Genomic DNA, 21,826 nt, shown 5'->3' with positions numbered 1-21,826 from the left:
GGCGAGGTCGGCCCGGAAAGTGATGCCGAGTGCGCGGCTGGGAGGAGCCGGAACGCGGAGGACCAGGTGAGTGGCGCCACAGCGGGCCATGGTACTTCACCTGCGAAACAGCACCGTTCGTCGGACGAGGTGCCTCCTGTCCGCACGGCTGGCCTGGCTCCCCGAGCGCCTGTCGGACGCCGGCCGGCGTGACGGGCTCGCGGTATCCGGCTTCGCGGGGCCGCTGTCCGGGCGAGCGCGGGGCTCGCCGTTCACGGCCAGACACCGCCGCGGTCCGTTCTGTGACCGACCCGGGCGCGGAGGCCTCCTCTCGTGCGCTTAGTCTGACCGAGTTGTCCCGGGATCAGGATCTCGCCATCAGCCCCCGAGACGGAAACAACGGATTCGCAGGTCACGCACGTCGCTCGGAAACAGGCCCCACCATGATCTTTCCGGTCAGACCGCCGGCACGGCGGCTCACCGCCCTCCTCGCAACCGTCGCCTTGGCCCTGGCCGCCAGCGGATGCGGTGACGGAACAGGTAACGGGTCCGCCACGGGCAAGGTCACATCCATCACCGCACTCGACTACTACACCGACGAAGTCGAACACGCCCAGTGGAGCGAGCGGCTCAGCGAGTGCGGCAGGACCGTCGGCGTGAAGGTCGAGCACTCAAGCGTTCCCGGGCCGTCGCTCGTCCCCAAGGTCCTGCGACAGGCGTCGTCCCGTACGCTCCCCGACCTGCTGATGCTGGACAACGCGGACCTGCAGCAGATCGCGCGGACCGGCGCGCTGACCCCACTGGACCAGTACGGCGTCGACTCCAGCGGCTTCGCCGAGGGCATCCTCTCGGCCGGCACGTACGAGGGGAAGGTGTACGGGCTGGCGCCCACGGTCAGCACGGTCGCGCTCGTCTACAACAAGGACATGCTCGCCGAGGCCGGTGTCGCGGTGCCCAGAACCTGGGAGCAGCTCAGGGCGGCGGCGGCCAAGCTGACCCGCCCTGGTCGCTACGGCATGGCGGTCGACGCGAACGCCACCTTCGAGGGGAGCTGGCAGTTCCTGCCCTTCCTGTGGTCCAACGGCGGGGACGAGCGACGCCTGGACACCCCGCAGGCCGCGCAGGCACTCCAGCTGTGGGCCGACCTGGTCGAGAGCGGATCGATGTCGAGGTCGGTGCTGAACTGGAACCAGGCCGACCTCCACGACCAGTTCGTCGCCGGCAAGACAGCCATGATGATCAACGGTCCCTGGCGCATCCCGGCCATGAACGAGGCCGAGAACCTGCGCTGGGGGGTGGCCCCCGTGCCCGTTCCCCGGGCGGGGCAGGCCCCTGTCACCCCGCTCGGCGGCGAGGTGTGGACCGTTCCGCGGAGCGCCTCCGCGGCGAAGCGGGAGAAGGCGGCGCGGGTGGTCGCCTGTCTGAACGACTCCGCGAACATGCTCGCCCAGGCCGAGCAGAGGTTCACCGTGCCGTCCCGTGCCGTGGTGGCCGCCCGGTACGCCCAGCGGGTCCCGTCGATGGCGGCCTTCGTCGAGAGCGTCGAGAAAGCCCGGTCCCGTACCGGCGAACTGGGCGTCAGGTGGCCCAGGGCGGCGACCGGTATCTACACCGCCGTCCAGTTGGCGCTGACGGGTGAGCAGACGCCACGAGAGGCGCTGAAGCGTGCGCAGCGGATCGCGACCAGTTCCTGAGAAGGGCCTGGGCGGCACAAGCCGGAGTGCGGCCCGGGCACGCCTTTGGCAGTCGCTCACGCGGTGGATGTTCGTCGTGCCCGCTGGGACGTACCTGCTGCTGTTCTTCGGTTACCCGAGCGTCAAGAACGTCGTGATGAGCTTCCAGCAGTACACGACCACGACCTTCTACACCGGTGCCGCGCCGTTCGTGGGACTGCGGAACTACGCGACGGTCCTGTCGTCGGAGCTGTTCTCCCAGGCGCTGGTGACGACGGCCCTGTTCGCGGCCGGTTCGATCATCGGGCAGTTCGTGCTCGGCCTGGCCATGGCCCTCTTCTTCCAGCGCCGCTTTCCGCTCAACGGCGTTCTGCGGTCGCTCCTGATGTTGCCGTGGCTGCTGCCGCTGGTCGCCTCCGCCACGACGTGGAAGTGGATGCTCGACACCGACTCGGGAGTCGTCAACGACGCACTGGGCGGACTCCACCTCGTCTCGTCCGGCGTCCCCTGGCTCACCGGCACCTCCGAGGCGCTGGTGTCGGTGATCCTCGTCAACATCTGGGTGGGCGTGCCCTTCAACACCGCGATCCTGTACGGCGGTCTGCGGGACATCCCGCCCCACCTGTACGAGGCGGCGAAGCTGGACGGCGCCGGCCCGGTGGCGTCGTTCCGCCACGTCACCTGGCCACTGCTGCGCCCTGTGGTCGGCGTCGTGCTGGTGCTGGGCGTGGTCTACACGCTCAAGGTGCTGGACATCATCCTCGTGGTGACGGGCGGAGGGCCGGCCAACGCCACGCAGACCCTCGCCACCCAGTCCTACGAACTGTCCTTCCAACAGTTCGACTTCGGACGCGGCGCCGCGATGAGCAACGTGCTCATCGTCCTGTCGCTCGTCTTCGCCCTCGTCTACCTGCGCGCCCACCGGCGCGCCCTGCACGCCTGAGAGGGAGTTCGTGAAGCGCGCACCGAGCCGTGGCTGGCCGTCCACGATCATCGGCGTCCTGCTGCTCGCGGTGATGCTGTTTCCCGTCTACTGGATGGTGAACGCCTCCCTGCAACCGGCGGGGAACACCCTGCGGGGAGGCTGGTTCCCCCTCCACCCGGACTTCAGCGGTTACGCCACCGCGCTGCGCGACCAAGGCACCAACCTCGTCACCAGCCTGGTGGTGGCGCTGGGCAGCGTGGCCCTCAGCCTCGGCCTGGCCGCGCCGGCGGCCTACGCGCTGGCTCACTTCCCCCTACGAGGTACCGACCTCGTCCTCTTCGGCGTCCTGGTCACCCAGATGGTGCCAGGCATCGCCGTGGCGAACGCGCTCTACGGCTCCTACAACGACCTGGGGCTGCTGAACTCCCACCTCGGGCTGATCCTCGCCGACTCGACCGCGGGGGTCCCCTTCGCGATCCTCGTCCTGCGTTCGTTCATGCGGAGCATCCCCAAGGAGATCATCGAGGCCGCGCGGGTGGACGGTGCGGGCAACTGGCGTGCGTTCCGCTCCGTGGTGCTCCCGGTCAGCGCCAACGCGTTGATCACGGCCGGCGTCTTCACCTTCCTCTTCACGTGGAGCGACTTCCTCTTCGCCCTCACGCTGACCACCACGGAGACGGTGCGGCCGATCACCCTGGGCATCTACGAGTACATCGGCGCGCACACGAACCGGTGGAACGCCGTCATGGCCACCTCGGTTCTGGCGTCCGCCCCGGCAGCCGTGCTGCTCGCCGTCGCTCAGCGCTATGTCGCCACCGGGACCACCAGCGGAGCCGTCAGGTGAGAGGCGGGGAATGGTTATGCCGGGGGCCTCGGCCGTGACCTCAACTCGCTCTCCAGCCATTCCTGGACCTCCGGGGTGACCGGGTCGGTGATGTCGTCGCACTCCTCGTGCCGGGTCAGGTACTTGGCCACGTAGGGGCAGACCGGCACGACGCGCTTGCCTGACGCGCGTACGTCGGTGAGTGCCTCCTGGATCAGCCGCGCGGCCAGACCCTGGCCGGCGAACGCCTCGTCGATCTCCGTGTGGAAGAAGACACGCTGCTCACCGCGGTCGCGGTAGGCGGTCAGACCGGCGCGTTTCCCGTCGACGAGGATGACGTATCGGTGCCGCTCGTCCACTCGCTCGACGGTGGGGGCGGCGGAAGGCTGGGTCATGGGGTAGGTCCTTTCGGGTGGGTGCGGGTCAGCGGCGCGGGGGGTTTCCGCGCGGTGCGATGACGGCGTTCGGCAGGGCCGGGGCGGGGAGGCGGTCACCGTCGTAGCCCTCGACCGTGCCGAACCGGTCGGAGGCGTTCCGCCAGTCCTCCCGGGCCCGCACGATGTCCTCGTGGCTACGGCCGATGAAGTTCCACCACATGACGATCCGCTCCTCGAACGGTGTCCCGCCGAGCAGGACGGTCCGGGCCGGGCCGTCCGATGCGTTGGTCAACGTCAGGGTGTCTGTTCCCGGGCCGGCGTACCCCAGTTCCGCCGGTCGCAGCAGCGTGTCGGCCATCCGGACCGGGCCCGTGTCGACCAGCAGGCCGTGCTCGAAGCCGGGCTCGACGGCGAGCGTGACGGTCGCCCCGGGCCACAGGACGATCTCCGCACCGAGCAGGGGGGTGAACGTCGCCACGGGGGACACGTCCCCGGCGAGGGAGCCCAGGAACACCCGCACCTCGGCCCCGGCGATCCGCACCGGCTCGGGCACGTGGTGCTGGAAGTCGCGTTCGGTGTGTCTGTGTCGTTCGGGCAGCGCCACCCACAGCTGCACGCCGTGCAGGATCGTGGCGCGCGCGGTCGAGACCTCCGAGTGGCTGATGCCGTACCCGCCCGTCATCAGGTTCAGCTCGCCCGGTCGTACGAGCGCGTGGCTGCCGAGACTGTCGCGGTGCTCGATCTCGCCGCTGAACAACCAGCTCACCGTCTGTAGTCCGGTGTGCGGGTGCGGGGCGACGTCCATGCCGCCCGTGTCGGCGACATCGTCGGGGCCGTAGTGGTCGGCGAAGCACCAGGCGCCGATCAGGGTCCGGGCGCGCTGCGGCAGCGTGCGCCGTACCCGCATCGCCCGTGGGCCACCGAGAGGGACGTCGCGTGGGGCGAGTACGTCGACGTGCGGGGCCCGCGTGCTCCGTTCGCCCGCGACCGGCGCTCCGCCGTGTTGCTCGCTCTGCTCTGTTTCGACGTTGCTCACCGGGCATCGTCTCCTTTCTCCAACTGGTTCGTCGCCTGCTGGTGGTGACCCTCCACCGTGCCACGGAGGCCCGGGTACGGGGTCACACCCTCCCCCGGAACGACGGGGCCCGAGGACGCGTCGAAGGCATGGGTGACTTCTGGCCGGGTGCCCGGGACGAGGAGACGGCGTGCCCGCTCCTCGTGTCGGCGGTCGGTGAGGGTGAGTCTGTCACTGTGCTGGGCGAGGTGCTCGGCCCAGGAGGCGACGAGGTAGTTCTCGATGAAGTGCCCGGGGTCCTGTCCGTCCTGGTACAGGCCCCAGGTAAGGGCTCCGGTGCGCCGCCGGGAGCGGGCGACGTGCTCCATCCGGTCGCTGAAGGCGGTCACGTCTCCCGGGGCTACGCGGTAGGAGACGGTGACGAGCACGGGGCCGGTGGTCGGTCCCGGCTCGAACACCAGGGGTGGGACCGGCCAGTGCGCGGAGGGGGAGGGGTCGACCCCCTCCGCCCCGTACAGCGGCCAGCGGCGCAGGCTGAGGGCGCTGACGAGCAGCAACCCACTACCGGCCAGCAGCGGCACGGCAAGCCCCAGCCGCGCGGCGAGGGCACCCCACAGCGGCGCCGCCAGCCCCTGGCCACCCTGGAAGACGAGGAGGTAGACGGCGAGCCCGCGGGCACTGACCCAGCCGGGAAGCCGCGTCTGCATGGCCGCGTTGAGGGTGGACAGCACACCGATCCACGCCACACCCGCGAACAGCAGCGCCACCGCCACCAGCCAGGTGTCGCGTACGGCGACCAGTACCACCAGGACGCCCGCGAAGACCAGGGCCCCGCCGCCCAGGGTGCCGTTGGCGCCGAGCACCCGGTTCGTGTGGGGCAGCGCGAAGGCGCCCGCGACCGCTCCGACGCCGACGGCACCCAGCAGCAGTCCGTAGCCTCCGGAGCCCAGGTGCAGGGAGCGGCTCGCGACCAGCGGCAGCAACGCCCACAGGGCGGCGCCACCGGGGACGAACAGGACCACGCGCAGGAGGACCCGGCGGATGCCCGGCGCGTACCACACGTAGCGGCGGCCCGCGTCGAGGGCGGTCAGCAGCTTCTCCCCTCCCGTCGCGGGGGCGACCGTCTTGGGGCGTCGCCAGAGCAGCAGGACGGCGGCGATGCCGAGATAGGAGGCTGTGTTGAAGGCGAAGACCCACCCGGCGCCCGCCGCGGCCACGACCACTCCGCCAAGGGCCGGCCCGAGGGCGCGGGCCAGGTTCATGTTCACGCCGCCGAGCGCGGCGGCCTGGCCGAGCTGGTGGCGTTCCACCAGCTCCGGCTGGATCGCCTGCCAGGCCGGGCCCATCAGGGCGGTGCCGCACCCCAGCAGGAAGGTGAGGAGGAGCAGCGGCGTCGGGGTGAGGGCGTCCGCGAACGCCAGCACCGTCAGCGTGCCGGAGACCGCGAGCATGGCGAACTGCGCGGCCAGGAGCACGCCCCGACGCTCGTAGCGGTCGGCGACCACGCCCGAGGGCAGGGCCAGGAGCACGACGGGCAGGCTGGAGGCCGTCTGGACCAGCGTCACCAGTGCCGCGTCGTGCCCGATCAGCAGCCACTGCGCCCCGATCATCTGCATCCAGCTACCGATGTTGGAGACCAACTGGGCGATCCACAGCGCCCGGAAGAGGCGTGCCGCGAGCGGCGCCCATGCCGAGTCCGACCTTGGCGGCTGTGTAGGCGGGGAGGGAGGTACGGGGCTCATGCTGGTCCATGCGGGGTGAGTACGGACGCCTCCACACCGGCAGGTGTCGAGGTGCCTCAGGCGGCTGGTGTCGTGGTCGGGCTGGGATCGGACCAACGGTGGCTGTCGCCGCTCGGCGCGCCGGTTGTCGTTCGTCGGTGCGGCCGGCCACCGGTGGGCCGGTGTGTCGTTCGGGGTGTGTTGTTCGGGGTGTGTTGTTCGGGGGTGTGTCGTTCGGGGCCGAGGTCGGAGCCGGGTCGCTTCGGCGATCGAGAGCGGAGGCGTTGCCCGCGCGCCGCGTAGCTGACGGCGTCGACCTGCCCGACGCACCGGGTCGGGATCAGTGACCAGCCCGGCGCACCGGGTCGGCGTCAGCGGCGGAGGCGGCGGGCCGGGACGGCCCGCCGCGCGCGGCGCCAGGGTGTCCGAACGCCTCAGTCAGCGGCCTTCGCGTACCGCGTCCCCTGGCCCGCGAGGGTGGGCCGGTGCAGCACCACCCGGGTGAGCAGGCCGCTGACCGGCCCCACGATGACCGCGGCGACGCAGACCCACACCGGCCACGGAGTGACGGTCAGCGCGTGGTCCACGGACCATCGCCCAGGCCCGGTGAGGGCCAGCGCGGCGGAGGCCGCGACCAGGACCAGGGGGTATTCGTAGCCGTCGTTCTGCACCCACAGCCCCTTGGGCCACTTGACGGTGCCAGCGACCGTCATCACGCCCATGGCGGCCATCGCCGCCATGGGCGTGAGCAGGCCGGCGGCCAGGAACAGGCCGGAACCGATCTGGCTGGCTCCCGCGACGACGGCGGTCAGTCGGCCGCCGCGGAACCCGTCGTGGCGGAACTCCTCGGTCCCGCCCGCGAGGCCGTTGCCTCCGAGCCGGAAGCTCACCTTCTGCACCCCGTGCCCGGCGATGAGCAGCCCCACCACCAGCCGGAGGACCAACAGTCCAGCGTCCATCGTCCCTACCTGTCCCTGACGTTCGAGTACCGGTGTGTGGGTCAACCGGCGGCGTGGGCGCCGATGATGGCCTGCGCGTACACCATCCCGAGCCCGTAGGTGCCGCCGTGCTCCTTGACCACGTCGCCCACGGCGGCGTAGGTCTCCGTGCGGGCCCAGTCACGCTGGAGCTCCAGCAGCACCTGCACCCAGGTGACCGGGACGGCCCCGGCCTGGATCACGCGCTGGACGGCGTGCTCGTGGGCCTGCGGGCTGACCCCACCGGACGCGTCGGTGACGACGTAGACCTCGTAGCCCTGGGCGATGGCGGACAGTGCGGGCAGCACGACGCAGACCTCGGTCCACAGACCCGCGATGACCAGCTTCTTACGGCCGGTCGCCTTGACCGCCTCGACGAAGTTCTCGTCCTCCCAGGCGTTCATCGTGGTGCGGTCCACGATCTGCTGCTCGGGGAAGACCTCGGCCAGCCGCGGCATGAGCGGGCCGGAGAAGGACTCGGCGGCCACGGTGCTCAGCACGACCGGCACGTCGAACACCTTCGCGGACTTCGCCAGGCCCACGGTGGAGTTGAGGATGGCGGTGCGGTCGCCGCTGCCGGTGCCGAAGAACATCTGCGGCTGGTGGTCGATGAAGAGCACCGCGCAGTTGTCCGGGGTGAGCAGGTCGGGGCTGGGGGCAGCGGTGACCTCGGAGATGTTGACCATGATGGTGAGCCTTTCTCGGCGATGGCGGCGCGGATCGCTGTCCGTGCCGTGGTGGGAAGAACCGTCCGTCGGGACGGAGTTGGTGGGTGGTGTCCCGGAACGGGCGGCTCGGTGTCCGTGCCCTTCCGGGAGTTCACAGGTCGAAGCAGGGATCGAAGGGGGTGCTCGCGGTGTCGGGAGCCAGGCCGCGCGCGACGCGCCACTGGCGGTGCCGCTCCGACTCGGCGACGACCTGGCCGAGTGCCTCCGCCTGGTCGGCGCCGGAGCGGGCCGTCCGGCGGGAGGCCAGGTAACCGCCGAAGTGCGCCACGGGGCTCCACGCGGGGCTGACGGGTGGCAGTTCCTCGTCGAGTCCCTCGTACTCGGCGGCGGCGTACACGATGCGGCCACCGGCCACCGTCAGCAGCGACTCGATGTGCGCGATGTCCGGCTCGGGCACGCTGAAGAAGTCCTCGGACAGCACCGCCAGGTCCGCGTAACAGCCCGGCCTGAGGACGCCCTTGACCTCGTCCTCGCCGGTCAGCGCGGCGCCGGCGCGCGTGAACATCGCCAGCGCGGTCCCCCGGTCGACGCGGTTCGCCGGCGGGCGCAGCGCCAGGTCGCCGACCGAGCGACCGCTGAAGAGCCAGTGCAGGGCGACCCAGGGGTTGTAGGAGGAGACCCGGGTCGCGTCGGTGCCGGCGCCCACGGTCAGGCCACGGTCCAGCATGGCGCGAATCGGCGGGGCGTCCGCGGCGGCGCCGGGGCCGTAACGCCGCAGGAACGCTTCGCCCTGGAAGGACAGTCGGTTCTGCACGGACATCGCCCCGCCGAGCGCGGCGATACGGTCGAGGCTGTCCGCGGAGGCGGTCTCCGCGTGGTCGAACAGCCACCGGTTCCCAGCCGGGAAGAGCCCTTCCGCGGCGAGCTTCTCGAACACCGCGAGGTCACGGCGGATGGTCTCGTCGTAGGTGGCGTGCAGCCGGAACCCCCACCCGTTCTCCATGAGCAGGCGCACCGCCTTCTCGAACTCCGACTCGTAGTCCGGGGCGAGTTCCGGACGCGGCTCGGCGAAGTTCTCGAAATCGGCAGCCGACCAGGTGAGGTTCTCACCCGCGCCGTTCAGCCGCAGCCATGCGTCCCCGTCGCCGGGGCGGGCCGTTTCGACCCAGCGGGTGAGATCGTCGATCTCCTGCCCCGGAGTCTGCGGAAAGAGGTGGTAGGCGATACGCAGCGAGAGCTGGCCGGCCTTGGCGAGTTCGATGACGGTGGCGTAGTTGTCGGGGAAGTTCTGGAATCCGCCGGCGGCGTCGATCGCCGAGGTGAGCCCGAACCTGTTCAGCTCGCGCAGGAAATGCCGCGTGGAGGTCTTCTTCTCCTCCTCACTCCGCAACACCGGCGCCTTGGCCAGGGTCGAGTAGAGGATGAGGGCGCTGGGCGCGGCCAGCAGCATGCCGGTGGGCTCCCCGCCCCGGCCCCGCACGATCTGCCCTCCCTTGGGGTCGGGCGTGTCCTTGGTGAAGCCGGCGGCCTTCAGCGCCGCCCGGTTCAACACGGCCGACTGGTACAGGTGCAGGACGAACACCGGCGTGTCCGGGGCGGCGGCGTTCAGCTCGGCGACGGTCGGCAGCCGACGCTCGGCGAACTGCTCCGCCGACCAGCCTCCCACCACCCGCACCCACTGGCCCTTCGGGGTGCGAGCGGCCTGCTCACGCAGCATCGCCAACCCCTGACGCAGGCTACGCACACCGTCCCAGCGCAGCTCCAGTACGTAGTTCAGGCCCCCTCTGATCACATGCAGGTGGGAGTCGTTGAGGCCCGGGACCACCCGCCGCCCGAGCGCGTCGACCACCTTGGTGCCCGGGCCGATGTGTCCGGCCACGTCCCTGTCGTCACCGACGACCGTGATGAGGCCGTCGCGGATGGCCAGCGCCTCGGCGTACGGGCGGCCCGGGTCTCCCGTGTGGATCTTCGCGTTGCGGACGACGAGGTCCGTGGCATTGTCGACGGCATGCGGAACCAGCCCGCCGACGGGCATTGTTGACATTTACGTGAGACTCCCTGTGGGAAAACGACTTCGCTACGAGTCACGGGCCGGCACTGGCGAACTTCGGCGATTCAGCCACGCTCGGATGCCCCGTTACCCGAATCGGATCGAGTGGCCTTCCACCGACATCGTCGTGCCTGAGAAAGAGGGTCAACCCTGTTCGCGAGGGGGGGCTCGACCGCTTCGCCATCACAATAGGCACGGCAGGCACGCGCCCATGCCCCGTCAGCGCACAGGGATTTGCCTCACCGCGCACCGGTGTCGCGTGCGCCCGGTCCGGTCCGGTCGACCACCGTGACGACCACGACCAGGGCCGCCGCCGACAGACCGGCCACCAGAGCCGGTGCCGGGGAGAGAGCGGCCGCCAGGACGGCGACCGCGCCGACGGGAATCGCGAACTGCCCGACCCCGCTCTGCCGGTGCGGCCGGACGTGTACGGCCCACACGGTCATCAGGAAGGTCGCCAGTGGCAGGGTGACCGCCACACCCGCCGCCACCGACGGGACATCGGTGCGCCGCGTGACCAACCCCGCGTACGCCGCCAGACCGGCTCTCTCGGCTCCTGCCGAGGCGAAGACCAGGTAGTGGCCGTACGCCCAGGTGAACCTCCTGCGATGGCTCTGGTGCGTTGAGGTGAGCAGCGTGTACGCCGGCCTGGCGAAGTACAGCCACCACATGGCGAAGACCATGAGCAGGCCGCCCGCGGCCAGCAGGTACAGCGCACCCGCGTTGTGGCCCCGGTCGAAGGCGCCGCGGACCGCCGCCGCGGCGGCCGCGACGGACTCACCGAGCACGATGAGGGTGAACAGTTCGTAGCGTTCCGCGATGTGGTGTGGATGCCACGGGGTCATTCCGGCGGACTGCGCCCACACCGGGACGGAGATCTCGGCGATGATCAGCACGATGATGGCCGGCAGTCGCGCCGACTCGGGCAGGAGGAGCGTCCCGACCCAGCCGACCTGGCAGCTCGTCACCCCGACGGCGAAGCGTAGTGCCGTCCGCCGCCGGCCGGGGTCCGATCGTGCGGCACGCAGCCACAGGACGGCCAGGGCCGTGCGCAGCACGGCGTATCCCAACGTGATGACGCGCAGGTCACCTTCCTCGAACGCCCGGGGCACGCCGGCGGCGAGGATGAGGGACCCCGTGATCTGGACCAGCACCACCAACCGGTAGGGGATGTCGTCCGGGTCGTAGGCCGAGGCGAACCACGTGAAGTTCATCCACGCCCACCAGATGGTGAAGAACACCAGCGCGTAGCGCAGGAGGCCGGTGACGTACTGCCCGTCGATCACCGCTGTGCACAGGCTCGCGGACGCCTGTGCCACCGCGATGACGACGCACAGGTCGAAGAGGAGTTCCAGCGACGTGGCGGTCCTGTGCGGTTCACCGGGGTCCCGACCCGACATACTGCCCCCGGGTCTCCCCCGCCACCGCCCGGTCTTCCGCATGCCCCCGGGCGCGAGGCGGTTCGACGCGGAACCCGTGTACTCGCCTCCGTGTTCCACGCCACGCACAACCACGCCGGCCTGCTCGCTCGCCCTCATACCTCTCCTTGCCGCTCGTCGGCTCACACCATCCGCGAGAGGCTAGAAGCGGCGAGGCAGCGGGACGTGCCCGTCAGCGCACGCGGACTCGCCCAGGAACGAACCACGGGGCCCAGCCGCGTCCACTGTGCGCTGCCGCGCACCATCGCGTGCGCTCCCGGGCAACCAGTCCGCCGCACCGGCTCATAGCGTCGTCCGCACACAGAGAGCGGATCGCCGGAGGCGGAACATGACCACCAGCTCGCGACATGGGAGCAGCCAGCCACGGTCGCGGCAGACGGGCGAGAGCGTCCAGGAGTTCGGGACCGTCAGGCAGTTCCCGCTCGGCCTGTCCCACGAAGCCCGTATGTACTCCTGTCAGCGGCTCGACAAGGCCCTGGCCGACACACAGATCCTCTACGGCCGCTAGTCGAGCTGCGGGCCGCAACCGCCGCCGCATGCCGACTGTCGCGGTGGTCGGTCCCCGCTCCCTCACCAGAACGACTTACAGGAGAGTTCACCATGACAGACAGTCCCGAACAGCTGGGGGAGCAGGCCGCGCCGACAGGCGTACATTTCGAACCGTCCCTGCGCCCGATGACCCGCATCAACCTCCACCCCATCGCCTCCCCCATGCCGGTCGGTTTCTTCGCGGTGGCGATCGCCTCCGTGGTCGTCGCCAGCCTCCAGTTGGGCTTCCTGGGCGACGACGCTCATCGAGCCGTGGCCTTGACGATCTTTCCGGCCTTCATCCTGCAACTGATCGTCAGCATCCTGGCGTTCGGGGCACGGGATGTCCTCGCGGCGACACTCATGGCCTGTTTCTCCGGTACCTGGCTGGCGAGTTCCCTGGTGCTGGCCATCGATCCGCCGTCGGGCACCGAGGTGCTTGGCGTGCTCAACCTCGTGTTCGCCGTCTTCGCCCTGATGATGGCGACCATCGCGTCCCGCAAGCGGGTGATGTGGGTCGTGCTCTGTGTGGCGGTACCGCGCTTCGCCGTGGCCGCGTTCTCCAACTTCACCGGTGCCACATGGCTCGGCTACACCTCCGGTGCCCTCGGCCTGCTCCTCGCGGCGGTGGCCATGTATGCCGCGTTCGCCCTCCTGCTGGAGGACATGAGGGGCGAGGAGCTTCTGCCCGTAGGACGTCTCGGCCCGGCCCACGACGCCGTGGCCGGGGACCTGTCGGTGCAGCTGAACAACCTCGAACGTCAGGCGGGCGTGCGCCGGACCCTGTGAGGCGGCTGGGCCTCGGCTACGGCCTGCCGGACACGCCGCTGCGCGCGTGCGCCGACGCCCCTTCCGAGGGGAGCGGCCTGTCCGCTGGTCAGGAGCTTTCGCGACGGTGGCGATGGCCCCCAGGCACGGGCCACGTTGGGAATCGGTCGGTAGCGGAGGGACCGTACCCGCCATGCGGGAATGGCCCCACCGCGGCCCTGACGCGGCCGGTGAACCCGGAACGACGGCCCGTGCTGGTCAGGCGTCGCTGGTGTCAGCGGGCGTCAGTGGGTGTCGCCTCGCCGAGCATGGCGAGGGTCAGCACGGTGCCGGAGATGCCCCAGCCGCCGTCGGCGACCTCTTCGATCAGCACCATGGTGTTGTCGCGGGCGCGCTCGCCGTAGATCTCGACGTACAGCTCGGTGGTGCGGGTGACGATCTCCTCCTTCTGCCTCGGGGTGAGGGTCTTCTCGGGGACCTTGAAGTTCGCGAAAGGCATGACTGGTTGTTCCTTTTCTCAGTGGGGTCTTACAGAGGCTGTCTACGGTGAGCAGGCTGTCCCGCAGGCGGCTCAGACGATTCCGCCGTTGGCGCGAATGACCTGTCCGTTGATCCAGTGGCCGGCCGGGGAGGCCAGGAACGCGACGACCTCGGCGATGTCGGCCGGGGTACCGAGGCGCTCCAGCGGGGGCTGGGCGGCCAGGCGTGCGATGGTCTCCTCGTCCTTGCCGTCCAGGAACAGGTTGGTGGCCGTGGGGCCGGGCGCGACGGTGTTGACGGTGACGTCCCGGCCCCGCAGCTCCCGGGCCAGGATCAGCGTCAGCGCCTCGACGGCACCCTTGCTGGCGGCGTACGCGCCGTAACCCGGGAAGGCCAGTCCCACCACGGACGTGGAGAAGGTCACGATCGCGCCACCGGGACGCACCCGACGAGCGGCCTGCTGGGCAACGACGAACGTGCCGCGGATGTTGGTGCGGTGCAGGTCGTCCAGGGCGGCCAGGTCCAGCTCGGCTATCGGCGCCAGGTGCATTCGCCCGGCCGCGTGCACGACGACGTCGACCCCGCCGAACTCCGCTTCGGCCGCGTCGAACAGGGCCGCGACCGCGCGTTCGTCGGCGACGTCCGCGCGCACCGCGATCGCCCGGCCACCGACAGCGGCGGCCTCCCGCACGGCGACCTCGGCCTCGTCCCGGTTGCCCGCGTAGCCGACCACGACGGCGTATCCGTCGGCGACCAGCCGGCCGACAGTCTGGCGGCCGATGCCGCGCGAGCCGCCGACGACGATCGCGACACGGGGTGAGTCGGAGGGTTGGGCCGGGGACGCGGTCCCGTCGGGGGACGTGGGGAGGGGCATGGCTGTCTCCTGTGGTGGATGGGGGGCGGGCCACGGCCTCGCCGTCGCCCTGCTGTGGCCTCCACGATCGACCGGCCCGCCGCCCCCAGCCAGGGCTGTGTCTACCCAGGGGTTGCCACCCCCTGGCTGCGCTCTGTCCTACGAGCGACGATGGAGGGGTGAACCTTCCAGAACTCGGCGCCTTCCTCAGGACCCGCCGCGACCGCATCCGCCCCGGCGAGGTCGGCCTCCCGCAAGGCCCGCGCCGACGCGTCCCCGGGTTGCGCCGCGAGGAGGTCGCACAGCTGGCAGGGCTGTCCGTCGACTACTACACCGAGCTGGAACGCGGCAGCGCCAAGAACGGCGTGCAACCCTCGGCCCAGACCCTGGCCGCCCTCGCCCGCGCCCTGCGCCTGAACGGCGACGAGCGCGACCACCTGTACCACCTGGCCGAACGGCCGATCCCGCCGTCCGCACACGGAACGTCAGCACACGTGCAGCCCGCGCTCCTCGGGCTCCTGGACCGGCTCTCCAACACCCCGGCACGCGTCATCACCGACCTGCACGAGACCCTGGTGGAGAACGACCTGGCTCGGGCCCTGCTCGGCAGGTCCCCGGCACACCGTGGCCCGGCGGCGAGCTTCGTGTACCGCTGGTTCACCGACCCGCGGGCGCGCGAGATGTACCCGCCCGAGGACCACCCGCACCACTCCCGGGTGTTCGTGGCCGACCTCCAGGCTGCGGCCGCCCGGCGCGGCCGGGACGCGGAGGTCACGAAGATGGTGGCCGTGCTGCGTCGCCGCAGCCAGGAGTTCGCGGACCTGTGGGACACCCACGACGTCGCGGTGCGCCGCATGGACCGCAAGCGGATCGTCCACCCCCTGCTGGGCGTCGTCGAACTCGACTGCTACAACCTCTTCAGCGAGGACGGACGGCAACGACTGCTGTGGTTCACCGCCCCACCCGGAAGCCGGGGGGCCGAGCAGTTGGAGCTGCTGTCCGTCATAGGGGCGCAGGAACTGGGCGCCACGGAGGGCCTGGCATCGGAGAGGCTGTCATCGGCGGAATCCGGATCACAGCGCTGACCCGCGCCGCCGGAGGACCGCCTCCCCGGCGGCGTGGCGGCCACTCCCCCGGTAAGTCGCTCATGCTGGTCAGACCGCCTGTCCGTGACTTGGCTGGGTGTCGCGTCCGCCGCTGACCGGGCACACGCCGCGATCCGCAGTTCCGCCTGTTGGGCGCCACACGCCGTTTCCTCACCCGCCGCCCTCGTCACCTGTGCGCGGGGTCGGCGAGGAAGCCGTACGCGGCACTGGGCACGCCGGCTGTCAGACCGTCGGCGCCCAGGCCGCTCGCGATACGGAGTGCGACACGGATTGCTACCGGTCCCCGCACACCGTCAAGGTAGGCCCGTCAGCCGGCGCCGTCGTACCTCCCACACTCCCGACGGCGTTGGTGGCGGACTCCTCGTTCGGCTCGACCACACATCGGGCCGGACGGCGCCTCCGACCGGGGGCGATGGACAGCGGCACGGGCCAGGCGGCGGGCGACGCCGTGTCGGGTCGCCGCCGCCGCGACAGTGTCCGCGACGGTCGGCACCGGTTCGGCGAGCGCCACCACCGGTGACGGCGACCTCGCCCAGGCCGTGAGCCTCGGCGCGGGACGGGCAGAGGCGTTACGCACCGTCGTCTCGTCCCACCGGGTCCGCTCGCGCCGGGCGAGTGGTCGAGCACCTCGCGACGGCGGCGGCCGTCTGGTCGCGGCCGCCGATCGGAGCCGGGGCACGTCCGTCTCCCATCGCGGACGCGTCCCTCCCGCCGACGCTCGTGGCGAGCGGCACGAACGGGCTCCGGCACCTCTCGCCTGCCATCGGTTGTCCGTCCGTTCCCGCCGGCTGTGCGCCGTGTACCGCCGGCGTTCCACCGACGTACCAGGCACCCCACACCAAGACGGAAAGGCAGACACACCCACGATGAGAACCGCGACAAGGACCTACCGCTGGTTGACGGCATGTTGTACCGGGCTCGCCGTCACCGCCGCGCTGGCCGTGGCCGGCGCACCCGCCCAGGCCACCGGGGACAGCGGCGGCACGGCCGCCGAAGGAAGGGTCGTCAACGCCGGGGTCCCCGGTGCCATCGACGGCCTGTACATCGTCTCGCTCAAGGGCGCCACCTCGGTCTCCGCGGCTGCCGAGACCGCCGTCACCGACCAGGCCGACCGGCTCACCGATCGCTACGGCGGCGTCGCCGATCGGGTCTACACCGCGGCCCTGCGCGGTTTCTCGGCCAGGATGACGCCCGGCCAGGCCAAGCGGCTGGCGGCGGACCCCGAGGTCGCCTACGTGCAGCAGTCCTTGCTGGTGCGCGCGACCGGGGGCGGCAGCCAACCCAACCCGCCGTCCTGGGGCTTGGACGCCGTGGACGGCAAGCAGGACAAGGCGTACGACTACCCGGGCACGGGCACGGGTGTCACCGCGTACGTCATCGACTCCGGCGCCCGGTTCTCGCACCAGACCTTCGAGGGCCGCGCCTCGTCCGGCTACGACTTCCTCGACGACGACAACGACGCCGCCGACTGCTACGGCCATGGCACGCATGTGGCCGGCACCGTCGCCGGCAAGGAGTACGGCGTCGCCAAGCAGGCCAAGATCGTCGCCGTACGGGTGCTCGACTGTCAGGGCAGTGGTCCCGACGCGGACACCATCGCGGGCATCGACTGGGTCGTCAAGAACGGCAAGAAGCCCGGCGTCATCAACATGAGCCTGGGCTCCGGCGGTCCGAACGCCGACCCGCAGGGCATGCGGGACGCGACCAAGCGAGCCGTGCAGGCCGGGTTCCCGACCGCGATCTCGGCGGGCAACGCCAACCAGGACGCGTGCGGCACCTCGCCCGGCGACACACCCGAGGCTTTGTCGCTCGGCTCCACCGACAGCAACAACGCGCGGTCCAGCTTCTCCAACTACGGGCGTTGTATCGACCTGTTCGCCCCCGGCGGCAACATCACCTCGGCCAGTAACAGCTCCGACACGGGCAAGACCACGATGGGTGGCACCTCCATGGCCGCGCCGCACGCCGCCGGCGCGCTCGCTCTCTACCTGGAGAACAACCCGAAGGCGAGCAGCGCGCAGGCCACCGACGCGGTGATCGCCGCCGCGCGGGACGGCGTGGTCACCAACCCGGGCACGGGCTCGCCCAACAAGTTCCTCGACGTGACCAAGCTCGGTGCCCCCGCCGACCCCGGCAAGCCGACCGCGGAGTTCACACCCACCTGCTCGCAGACCAGCACGACGTGCGCCTTCGACGCGTCCGCGTCGAAGGACCCGGACGGTTCGATCTCCTCGTACGCGTGGGAGTTCGGTGACGGCAGGACCGGCGAGGGCGCCAAGCCGTCGCACACCTACGACAAGGCCGGTTCGTACGAGGTCAAGCTGACGGTGACCGACAACAGCGGCAAGACCGGGACCGTCACCAGGAAGGTGGCCGTCGGCAAGCCTGCGGGCGAGCCGCCGGTGGCACGGTTCACCGTCTCCTGCCGGAACGACGCGTGCGCCTTCGACGCCTCCCGCTCCACCGACAAGGACGGTGACATCTCCTCGTACGCCTGGAAGTTCGGCGACGGCGAGACCGGCGAGGGCAGGACCGCCAAGAACACCTACCCGGCGGGTCAGAAGACCTACACGGCGGAGCTCACGGTCACCGACCGGGCAGGCAACGCCGGCACCGCGACCAAGCAGATCCAGTGCCGCGACTACGGCAGCCAGACCGTCTGCTTCGGTAACTGACCCCACCACCGCTCGACAGGCCAGCTGACCCTCCCACCCACCACGGCTGACTGCCTTCCCGCACCAGCCGCCGAGCCTCCCAATCATCGACGGCTACCGCTCGTCCCTCGGAGGTCGGGCCGTCCCACACCCGACCTCCGAGACAGACCACCCGCAGCGTGCGGGGCCCCCAGGGGCCCCGCACCGACGTGTGGCGGCGTACGCGACCCGCGACGCTCCGGTCGGCGTACGCGAAGCAGTGGGCGCGGAAGTCAACCACCCCACGACCACGCCGCACGGACCGGCGAGGCCAACAGAGGCGACAGTGGTCAGTAGGCGTCCGTTGGCACCTCGCTTCGGGAGGTGAGGTTGAGCTTGTGCAGCACCCGCGCCACGTGCTGCTCGACCGTCCGTGGCGACAGGAAGAGCACGTCGGCGATCTCCCGGTTCGTGCGCCCCGTGGCCACGAGGCGGGCCACCTCCTTCTCGCGCGGCGTGAGTTGGTCGCCGTAGCCGCGCCGACCGCGTCGCGCGGAGATGCTGACACCGTTATCACGCAACACCCGACGGCACCGGGCCGCGTCCCGCGTGGCGCCCAGTGCGGCGAAGCGCTCGGCGAGTTCGGTCAGCTCCCTGGCGATCCGCGCCCCGGACCTACCCTCCGCGCGGCCGGCACCGCCGCGCCCCGCCGTACCGGCAAGGCCGGCCTTGCCCCCAAGGCCCCCCGTAGCGAGACCGCAGCGCAGCGCGGCTTCAGCGGCGCGGGCCGCCGAGTACGGTCTGGGCAGCGCCGCGTACCGAGCGCTCGCCGTCTCGTAGGCCGCGATGGCCGTGGCCAGGTGGCCCTGTGCGTACGCCACCGCCCCCCGGCATGCCTCCAGTGCGGCGGCGGCCAGCGGCGCGTCGCGGCCGGCGATGCCCGCGGCGTACTCCGCGACCAGGGCGTCCGCCTCCGGCACCCGTCCGTGACGTACGAGCACGGCGACCGCCGTCGGCATGAGGTCCGCGCCCCAGACCCACATCCCCTTGCGTCGGACCCTGGCAACGGCCCGTTCCGCCTCCGTCCGGGCCGCCCCCATCTCGCCACGGGCCATCCACACCCGGATCATCGCCCCCGTGGCGGCGGCCAGGACGGGGGCCCGGGCGTTGACCGGGTCACCGAGGGCGGCGGCTTCGAGTGCGTCGGCGGCCTCGTCCCACTCACCGCGTGCGATGGCGAGGAGGCCGAGGACCAGGTACGCGTCGGCCGCGGTGCCGGACACACCCTGCACCATGTCGAGCACCTGGCGCGCACGCGTGGCCAGGTCACGCCAGTTGCCCAGGCTCCATTCCAGCCGCAGCGAGGTGCCGTCGACGATCCCCTGGAGCCAGGGCGACCCACACTCGGCGGCGAGTCGCTCTCCCACCCGTCGGAACCGCTGCGCCGCCGCGTAGTGGCCGAGCCAGGTGGTGGCCTCGGCCAGGTTGCCGGACAGCCGGGCGAGCTGGAGGCACTCTTCGGGGCTCCGCCCGGTGCCCATCATCTCCTCTGCCTCGGCCCAGACCGTGGGATCGCCGGCCATCATGCGCAGGACGACGTGGTTGCCCCGTACGGCCAGCCGCAGGGCCGGGTCCGACCGGTCGGTGAGGAGCCCCTCGGCGCGGGCGATCCACCGCTGGTACGACCCGTACGGCTGCTCGCCGGAGCTCGCCATGGCCAGCGCGGCCATGGCCCGGGCGGCGAGTTCGGGCGAGTCGCGCAGCTCCCGGACCGCGATCTCGGTGTCCAGCCAACCCTGCTCGTACTGTCCGGCCTGGTTCCTGAGCAACAGCCCGAGGTTGAGCCGGACCTCGCCGCGTACGACGTCGGGGAGGTCGCCGTCGCGCACGATGTCGCGCAACAGCGCGACGGCCCTGCGGTAGGCGAGGCCCAACACCGCGACCCGGCTGAGCTGGACGGCGAACCTGGCCCGGTCGCTGTCGCGCAGTCGAGGGTCGGACAGCAACCCCTCCAGTATCTCGGCCGCGACGGCGGTGTCGCCCAGCTCGCGGGCGGCGTCCACCGCCGCCTCGCTGTACCGCAACCAGGCATCGAGGTCGCCGACCTGCCGTGCGTGGTAGGCGAGTTGCACCAGCGGCGGCGGATCGACGTCGACGAGCACGGCCATCACACGGCGGTGCAGTCGCCGCCGGTCCAGGCTCGGCAGTGCGTCGTAGGCCGCCTGCTGGGCGAGGGAGTGCCGAAAGCCGTAGCGGTCACCGCCGAAGTCGTGGAGCACGCCCGCCAGCAGCGCCTCCCTGATCCCACCGCCCGCGTCGACGCCGCTCGGGGGCCGGGGCACGCGGGGGTACGCGCCACCGCCAGCCCCGCCAGCACCGTGCCCCGACAGCGCGCCCGGCGCGTCCCCGCGCGTACCCGCTCGGCCGGCGCTCGCGAAGGACCGAGGGTCATCGGCTTCGGCGAGAGCGGGCTCGGCGCTGGCGACAGCGGTGATCAGGTCCTCGGCGGCGGGGACGCGCAGCACGGCAGCCGCACGCACCACGGCCATGGCGTTCGCCGAGAACCCCGTCGTCTGGTCCACCATCGCCTCGCGCAGCAGCCGGGGCACCTCCATCGCGTCGAGTGTCTCCCGCTGCGCGCCCCAGCCCGCCGGTAGACCGCCGACGGTGAGCGCGCGGACGACCTCCTCCAGGACGAACGGGATGCCGGCGGTGCGTTCGTGCAGTTCGGCGGCGAGGTCGGCGGGTACGGTCTCGCCGCCGGTGATGGCGGTGGCGAGACTACGGACGGCCGACACGTCCAGGGGCCCGAGCGGGATCAGGGCGGAGGTGGTACCGGGCGGGTGCCGATAGGCGCGGCCTAGTTGCAGCCCGATGTTCGCGAGGTCCTCGCGGCGGTAGCTGAGCACCATCGCCAGGTCGGCGGGCGGGTCCTCGACGAGGAAGCCGACCAGGTCGCGGGTGCCGTCGTCCGCCCAGTGCAGGTCCTCCACGACCACGACGACCTGGCCGAGCGAGGCGAGGAGTGCGCGCACCGCGCGGAAGAGCCGGTGTCGGCGAGCCTGGTGGTCGTGCAGTGTCTCCGGCGTGGGCGGCAACGCGTCGGCCAACTCCGGCAGGTAGGGCCGCAGCGCGCCGCACACCGGGTTGAGAGCGCGGGGTAACTGGCCTTCGAGTTGCCGTAGCAGGTCGAAGAACGGGCCGTAGGGGAAGGGTTCGCGCAGCGGCTGGCATGTGCCGAGCAGCACGCGGCGGCCTCGTACGGACGGGTGGCCCAGCGTCTCCCGGATCAGCCGGGTCTTGCCTATCCCGGCCTCTCCCTCGACGAAGGCGACCGCGGGAGGGTGGTTGATGGCGTCGAGCAGCGCGCGCAGTTCTCCGGTGCGCCCGACGAGGGCCGGAACGCCCGAACGGCGAAGAAGTGGACTGGTCATGGGGGACTCCGTGCCCGAGGGAAGGCCGAGGCCGTGGCTCACGGTGGCAGACGGACGGCGACGCACCCGGACTGGCCGTCTCGGTCGTGGCCGTAGGTCTGTGGAGACTGCACCGGTGTTTCCGGTCGTCATCCATCGGCGGAGACCGCACCGGTGTTTCCGGTCGTCACCCATCGGCTGTCTCTTCCGGCTCGCCCGTAGCCAGTCGGCCACCGCGGTAACGCGAAGCTACTTTCCGTGGGCCGCCGGAGCAAGAGGGGAAGACTCCGCCGGTATGCGGTACGGCCGAACCTGTGACCGGTGCACGGCGTGGGACGCGGCTGTCTCACAGGGGCGCCGCGCGGGCTGTGCCGCGAACTCCCGGGTGTGTCCGGGCC

At 71.4% G+C, this 21,826-nt stretch carries 16 protein-coding genes and 1 pseudogene; 7 read left to right on the top strand and 10 right to left on the bottom strand.

Features of this window, described 5'->3' with window-relative positions:
- Positions 1-422 precede the first annotated feature (422 nt).
- From OYE22_RS31405 to OYE22_RS31395, 3 genes are all read left to right on the top strand, one after another.
- On the top strand, positions 423-1,673 hold the full coding sequence (locus OYE22_RS31405) for a sugar ABC transporter substrate-binding protein (protein ID WP_277323579.1): 1,251 nt from the start codon (positions 423-425) through the stop codon (positions 1,671-1,673).
- A 67-nt stretch (positions 1,674-1,740) separates the two neighbouring features.
- Positions 1,741-2,595: a sugar ABC transporter permease gene (locus tag OYE22_RS31400; RefSeq protein WP_277323577.1), complete on the top strand. Its 855-nt coding sequence runs from the start codon at positions 1,741-1,743 to the stop codon at positions 2,593-2,595.
- A gap of 10 nt (positions 2,596-2,605) precedes the next feature.
- Positions 2,606-3,421, top strand: coding sequence for a carbohydrate ABC transporter permease (locus OYE22_RS31395; RefSeq protein ID WP_277323576.1), 816 nt, complete (start codon positions 2,606-2,608; stop codon positions 3,419-3,421).
- Between the two features lie 14 nt (positions 3,422-3,435).
- Here OYE22_RS31395 and OYE22_RS31390 read toward each other — a convergent pair whose 3' ends face one another.
- The 7 genes from OYE22_RS31390 to OYE22_RS31360 form a co-directional block, all read right to left on the bottom strand.
- Positions 3,436-3,795, bottom strand: coding sequence for a GNAT family N-acetyltransferase (locus OYE22_RS31390; protein ID WP_277323575.1), 360 nt, complete (start codon positions 3,793-3,795; stop codon positions 3,436-3,438).
- Between the two features lie 28 nt (positions 3,796-3,823).
- Positions 3,824-4,813: a pirin family protein gene (locus OYE22_RS31385; RefSeq protein ID WP_277323574.1), complete on the bottom strand. Its 990-nt coding sequence runs from the start codon at positions 4,811-4,813 to the stop codon at positions 3,824-3,826.
- Positions 4,810-6,534: an MFS transporter gene (locus OYE22_RS31380; RefSeq protein WP_277323573.1), complete on the bottom strand. Its 1,725-nt coding sequence runs from the start codon at positions 6,532-6,534 to the stop codon at positions 4,810-4,812. The genes OYE22_RS31385 and OYE22_RS31380 overlap by 4 nt, the downstream gene beginning before the upstream one ends.
- Positions 6,535-6,947: 413 nt before the next feature.
- The gene (locus OYE22_RS31375; protein WP_277323572.1) at positions 6,948-7,472 is read right to left on the bottom strand and encodes a DoxX family protein; all 525 of its coding nucleotides are present in this window, start codon (positions 7,470-7,472) and stop codon (positions 6,948-6,950) included.
- A 41-nt stretch (positions 7,473-7,513) separates the two neighbouring features.
- Complete coding sequence (locus OYE22_RS31370; RefSeq protein WP_277323571.1) at positions 7,514-8,176, bottom strand: hydrolase; 663 nt, start codon at positions 8,174-8,176, stop codon at positions 7,514-7,516.
- Positions 8,177-8,309: 133 nt separating this feature from the next.
- Positions 8,310-10,202: an amidohydrolase gene (locus tag OYE22_RS31365; protein WP_277323570.1), complete on the bottom strand. Its 1,893-nt coding sequence runs from the start codon at positions 10,200-10,202 to the stop codon at positions 8,310-8,312.
- Between the two features lie 245 nt (positions 10,203-10,447).
- Positions 10,448-11,608 carry a low temperature requirement protein A gene (locus OYE22_RS31360; RefSeq protein WP_277323569.1) on the bottom strand — a complete coding sequence of 387 codons (1,161 nt, stop codon included), beginning with the start codon at positions 11,606-11,608 and terminating at the stop codon, positions 10,448-10,450.
- Positions 11,609-11,975: 367 nt separating this feature from the next.
- Here OYE22_RS31360 and OYE22_RS31355 point away from each other — a divergent pair.
- Together OYE22_RS31355 and OYE22_RS31350 are read left to right on the top strand one after the other, a co-directional pair.
- Positions 11,976-12,149 (top strand): annotated as a pseudogene (locus OYE22_RS31355) (DNA starvation/stationary phase protection protein); the annotation flags it as partial.
- A gap of 98 nt (positions 12,150-12,247) precedes the next feature.
- Positions 12,248-12,964 (top strand): GPR1/FUN34/YaaH family transporter, encoded by a 717-nt coding sequence (locus OYE22_RS31350; protein WP_277323568.1) that lies wholly within the window; start codon positions 12,248-12,250, stop codon positions 12,962-12,964.
- 253 nt (positions 12,965-13,217) lie between these two features.
- On the opposite strand, the gene OYE22_RS31345 is transcribed toward OYE22_RS31350, so the two are convergent.
- Both OYE22_RS31345 and OYE22_RS31340 read right to left on the bottom strand, forming a co-directional pair.
- Entirely contained in the window at positions 13,218-13,442 is a 225-nt protein-coding gene (locus OYE22_RS31345; protein WP_277323567.1) for a tautomerase family protein, read from the bottom strand.
- Between the two features lie 72 nt (positions 13,443-13,514).
- Positions 13,515-14,297, bottom strand: a complete 783-nt coding sequence (locus OYE22_RS31340; RefSeq protein WP_277323566.1) for an SDR family oxidoreductase — start codon at positions 14,295-14,297, stop codon at positions 13,515-13,517.
- Positions 14,298-14,455: 158 nt separating this feature from the next.
- Between OYE22_RS31340 and OYE22_RS31335 the strand changes: the two genes are divergently transcribed.
- Together OYE22_RS31335 and OYE22_RS31330 are read left to right on the top strand one after the other, a co-directional pair.
- The gene (locus tag OYE22_RS31335; protein WP_277323565.1) at positions 14,456-15,361 is read left to right on the top strand and encodes a helix-turn-helix transcriptional regulator; all 906 of its coding nucleotides are present in this window, start codon (positions 14,456-14,458) and stop codon (positions 15,359-15,361) included.
- 887 nt (positions 15,362-16,248) lie between these two features.
- On the top strand, positions 16,249-18,057 hold the full coding sequence (locus tag OYE22_RS31330; RefSeq protein WP_277323564.1) for a S8 family serine peptidase: 1,809 nt from the start codon (positions 16,249-16,251) through the stop codon (positions 18,055-18,057).
- Positions 18,058-18,365: 308 nt separating this feature from the next.
- On the opposite strand, the gene OYE22_RS31325 is transcribed toward OYE22_RS31330, so the two are convergent.
- A complete protein-coding gene (locus OYE22_RS31325) occupies positions 18,366-21,449 on the bottom strand; it encodes a LuxR family transcriptional regulator (protein ID WP_277323563.1) in 3,084 nt (1,027 codons plus the stop codon).
- Between the last annotated feature and the right edge of the window lie 377 nt (positions 21,450-21,826).

It is taken from the genome of Streptomyces sp. 71268, assembly GCF_029392895.1.
In the GTDB taxonomy this organism is placed as follows: Bacteria; Actinomycetota; Actinomycetes; order Streptomycetales; family Streptomycetaceae; genus Streptomyces.
Note: the sequence above shows the minus strand (reverse complement) of the source record. Positions and strands in the feature narration are given on the sequence as shown.

Coding starts and splice junctions, on each gene's coding strand:
- OYE22_RS31405 (WP_277323579.1), top strand. CDS start 423: ATGATCTTTCCGGTCAGACCGCCGGCACGGCGGCTCACCGCCCTCCTC.
- OYE22_RS31400 (WP_277323577.1), top strand. CDS start 1,741: ATGTTCGTCGTGCCCGCTGGGACGTACCTGCTGCTGTTCTTCGGTTAC.
- OYE22_RS31390 (WP_277323575.1), bottom strand. CDS start 3,795: ATGACCCAGCCTTCCGCCGCCCCCACCGTCGAGCGAGTGGACGAGCGG.
- OYE22_RS31380 (WP_277323573.1), bottom strand. CDS start 6,534: ATGAGCCCCGTACCTCCCTCCCCGCCTACACAGCCGCCAAGGTCGGAC.
- OYE22_RS31375 (WP_277323572.1), bottom strand. CDS start 7,472: ATGGACGCTGGACTGTTGGTCCTCCGGCTGGTGGTGGGGCTGCTCATC.
- OYE22_RS31370 (WP_277323571.1), bottom strand. CDS start 8,176: ATGGTCAACATCTCCGAGGTCACCGCTGCCCCCAGCCCCGACCTGCTC.
- OYE22_RS31365 (WP_277323570.1), bottom strand. CDS start 10,202: ATGTCAACAATGCCCGTCGGCGGGCTGGTTCCGCATGCCGTCGACAAT.
- OYE22_RS31360 (WP_277323569.1), bottom strand. CDS start 11,608: ATGTCGGGTCGGGACCCCGGTGAACCGCACAGGACCGCCACGTCGCTG.
- OYE22_RS31350 (WP_277323568.1), top strand. CDS start 12,248: ATGACAGACAGTCCCGAACAGCTGGGGGAGCAGGCCGCGCCGACAGGC.
- OYE22_RS31345 (WP_277323567.1), bottom strand. CDS start 13,442: ATGCCTTTCGCGAACTTCAAGGTCCCCGAGAAGACCCTCACCCCGAGG.
- OYE22_RS31340 (WP_277323566.1), bottom strand. CDS start 14,297: ATGCCCCTCCCCACGTCCCCCGACGGGACCGCGTCCCCGGCCCAACCC.
- OYE22_RS31330 (WP_277323564.1), top strand. CDS start 16,249: ATGAGAACCGCGACAAGGACCTACCGCTGGTTGACGGCATGTTGTACC.
- OYE22_RS31325 (WP_277323563.1), bottom strand. CDS start 21,449: ATGACCAGTCCACTTCTTCGCCGTTCGGGCGTTCCGGCCCTCGTCGGG.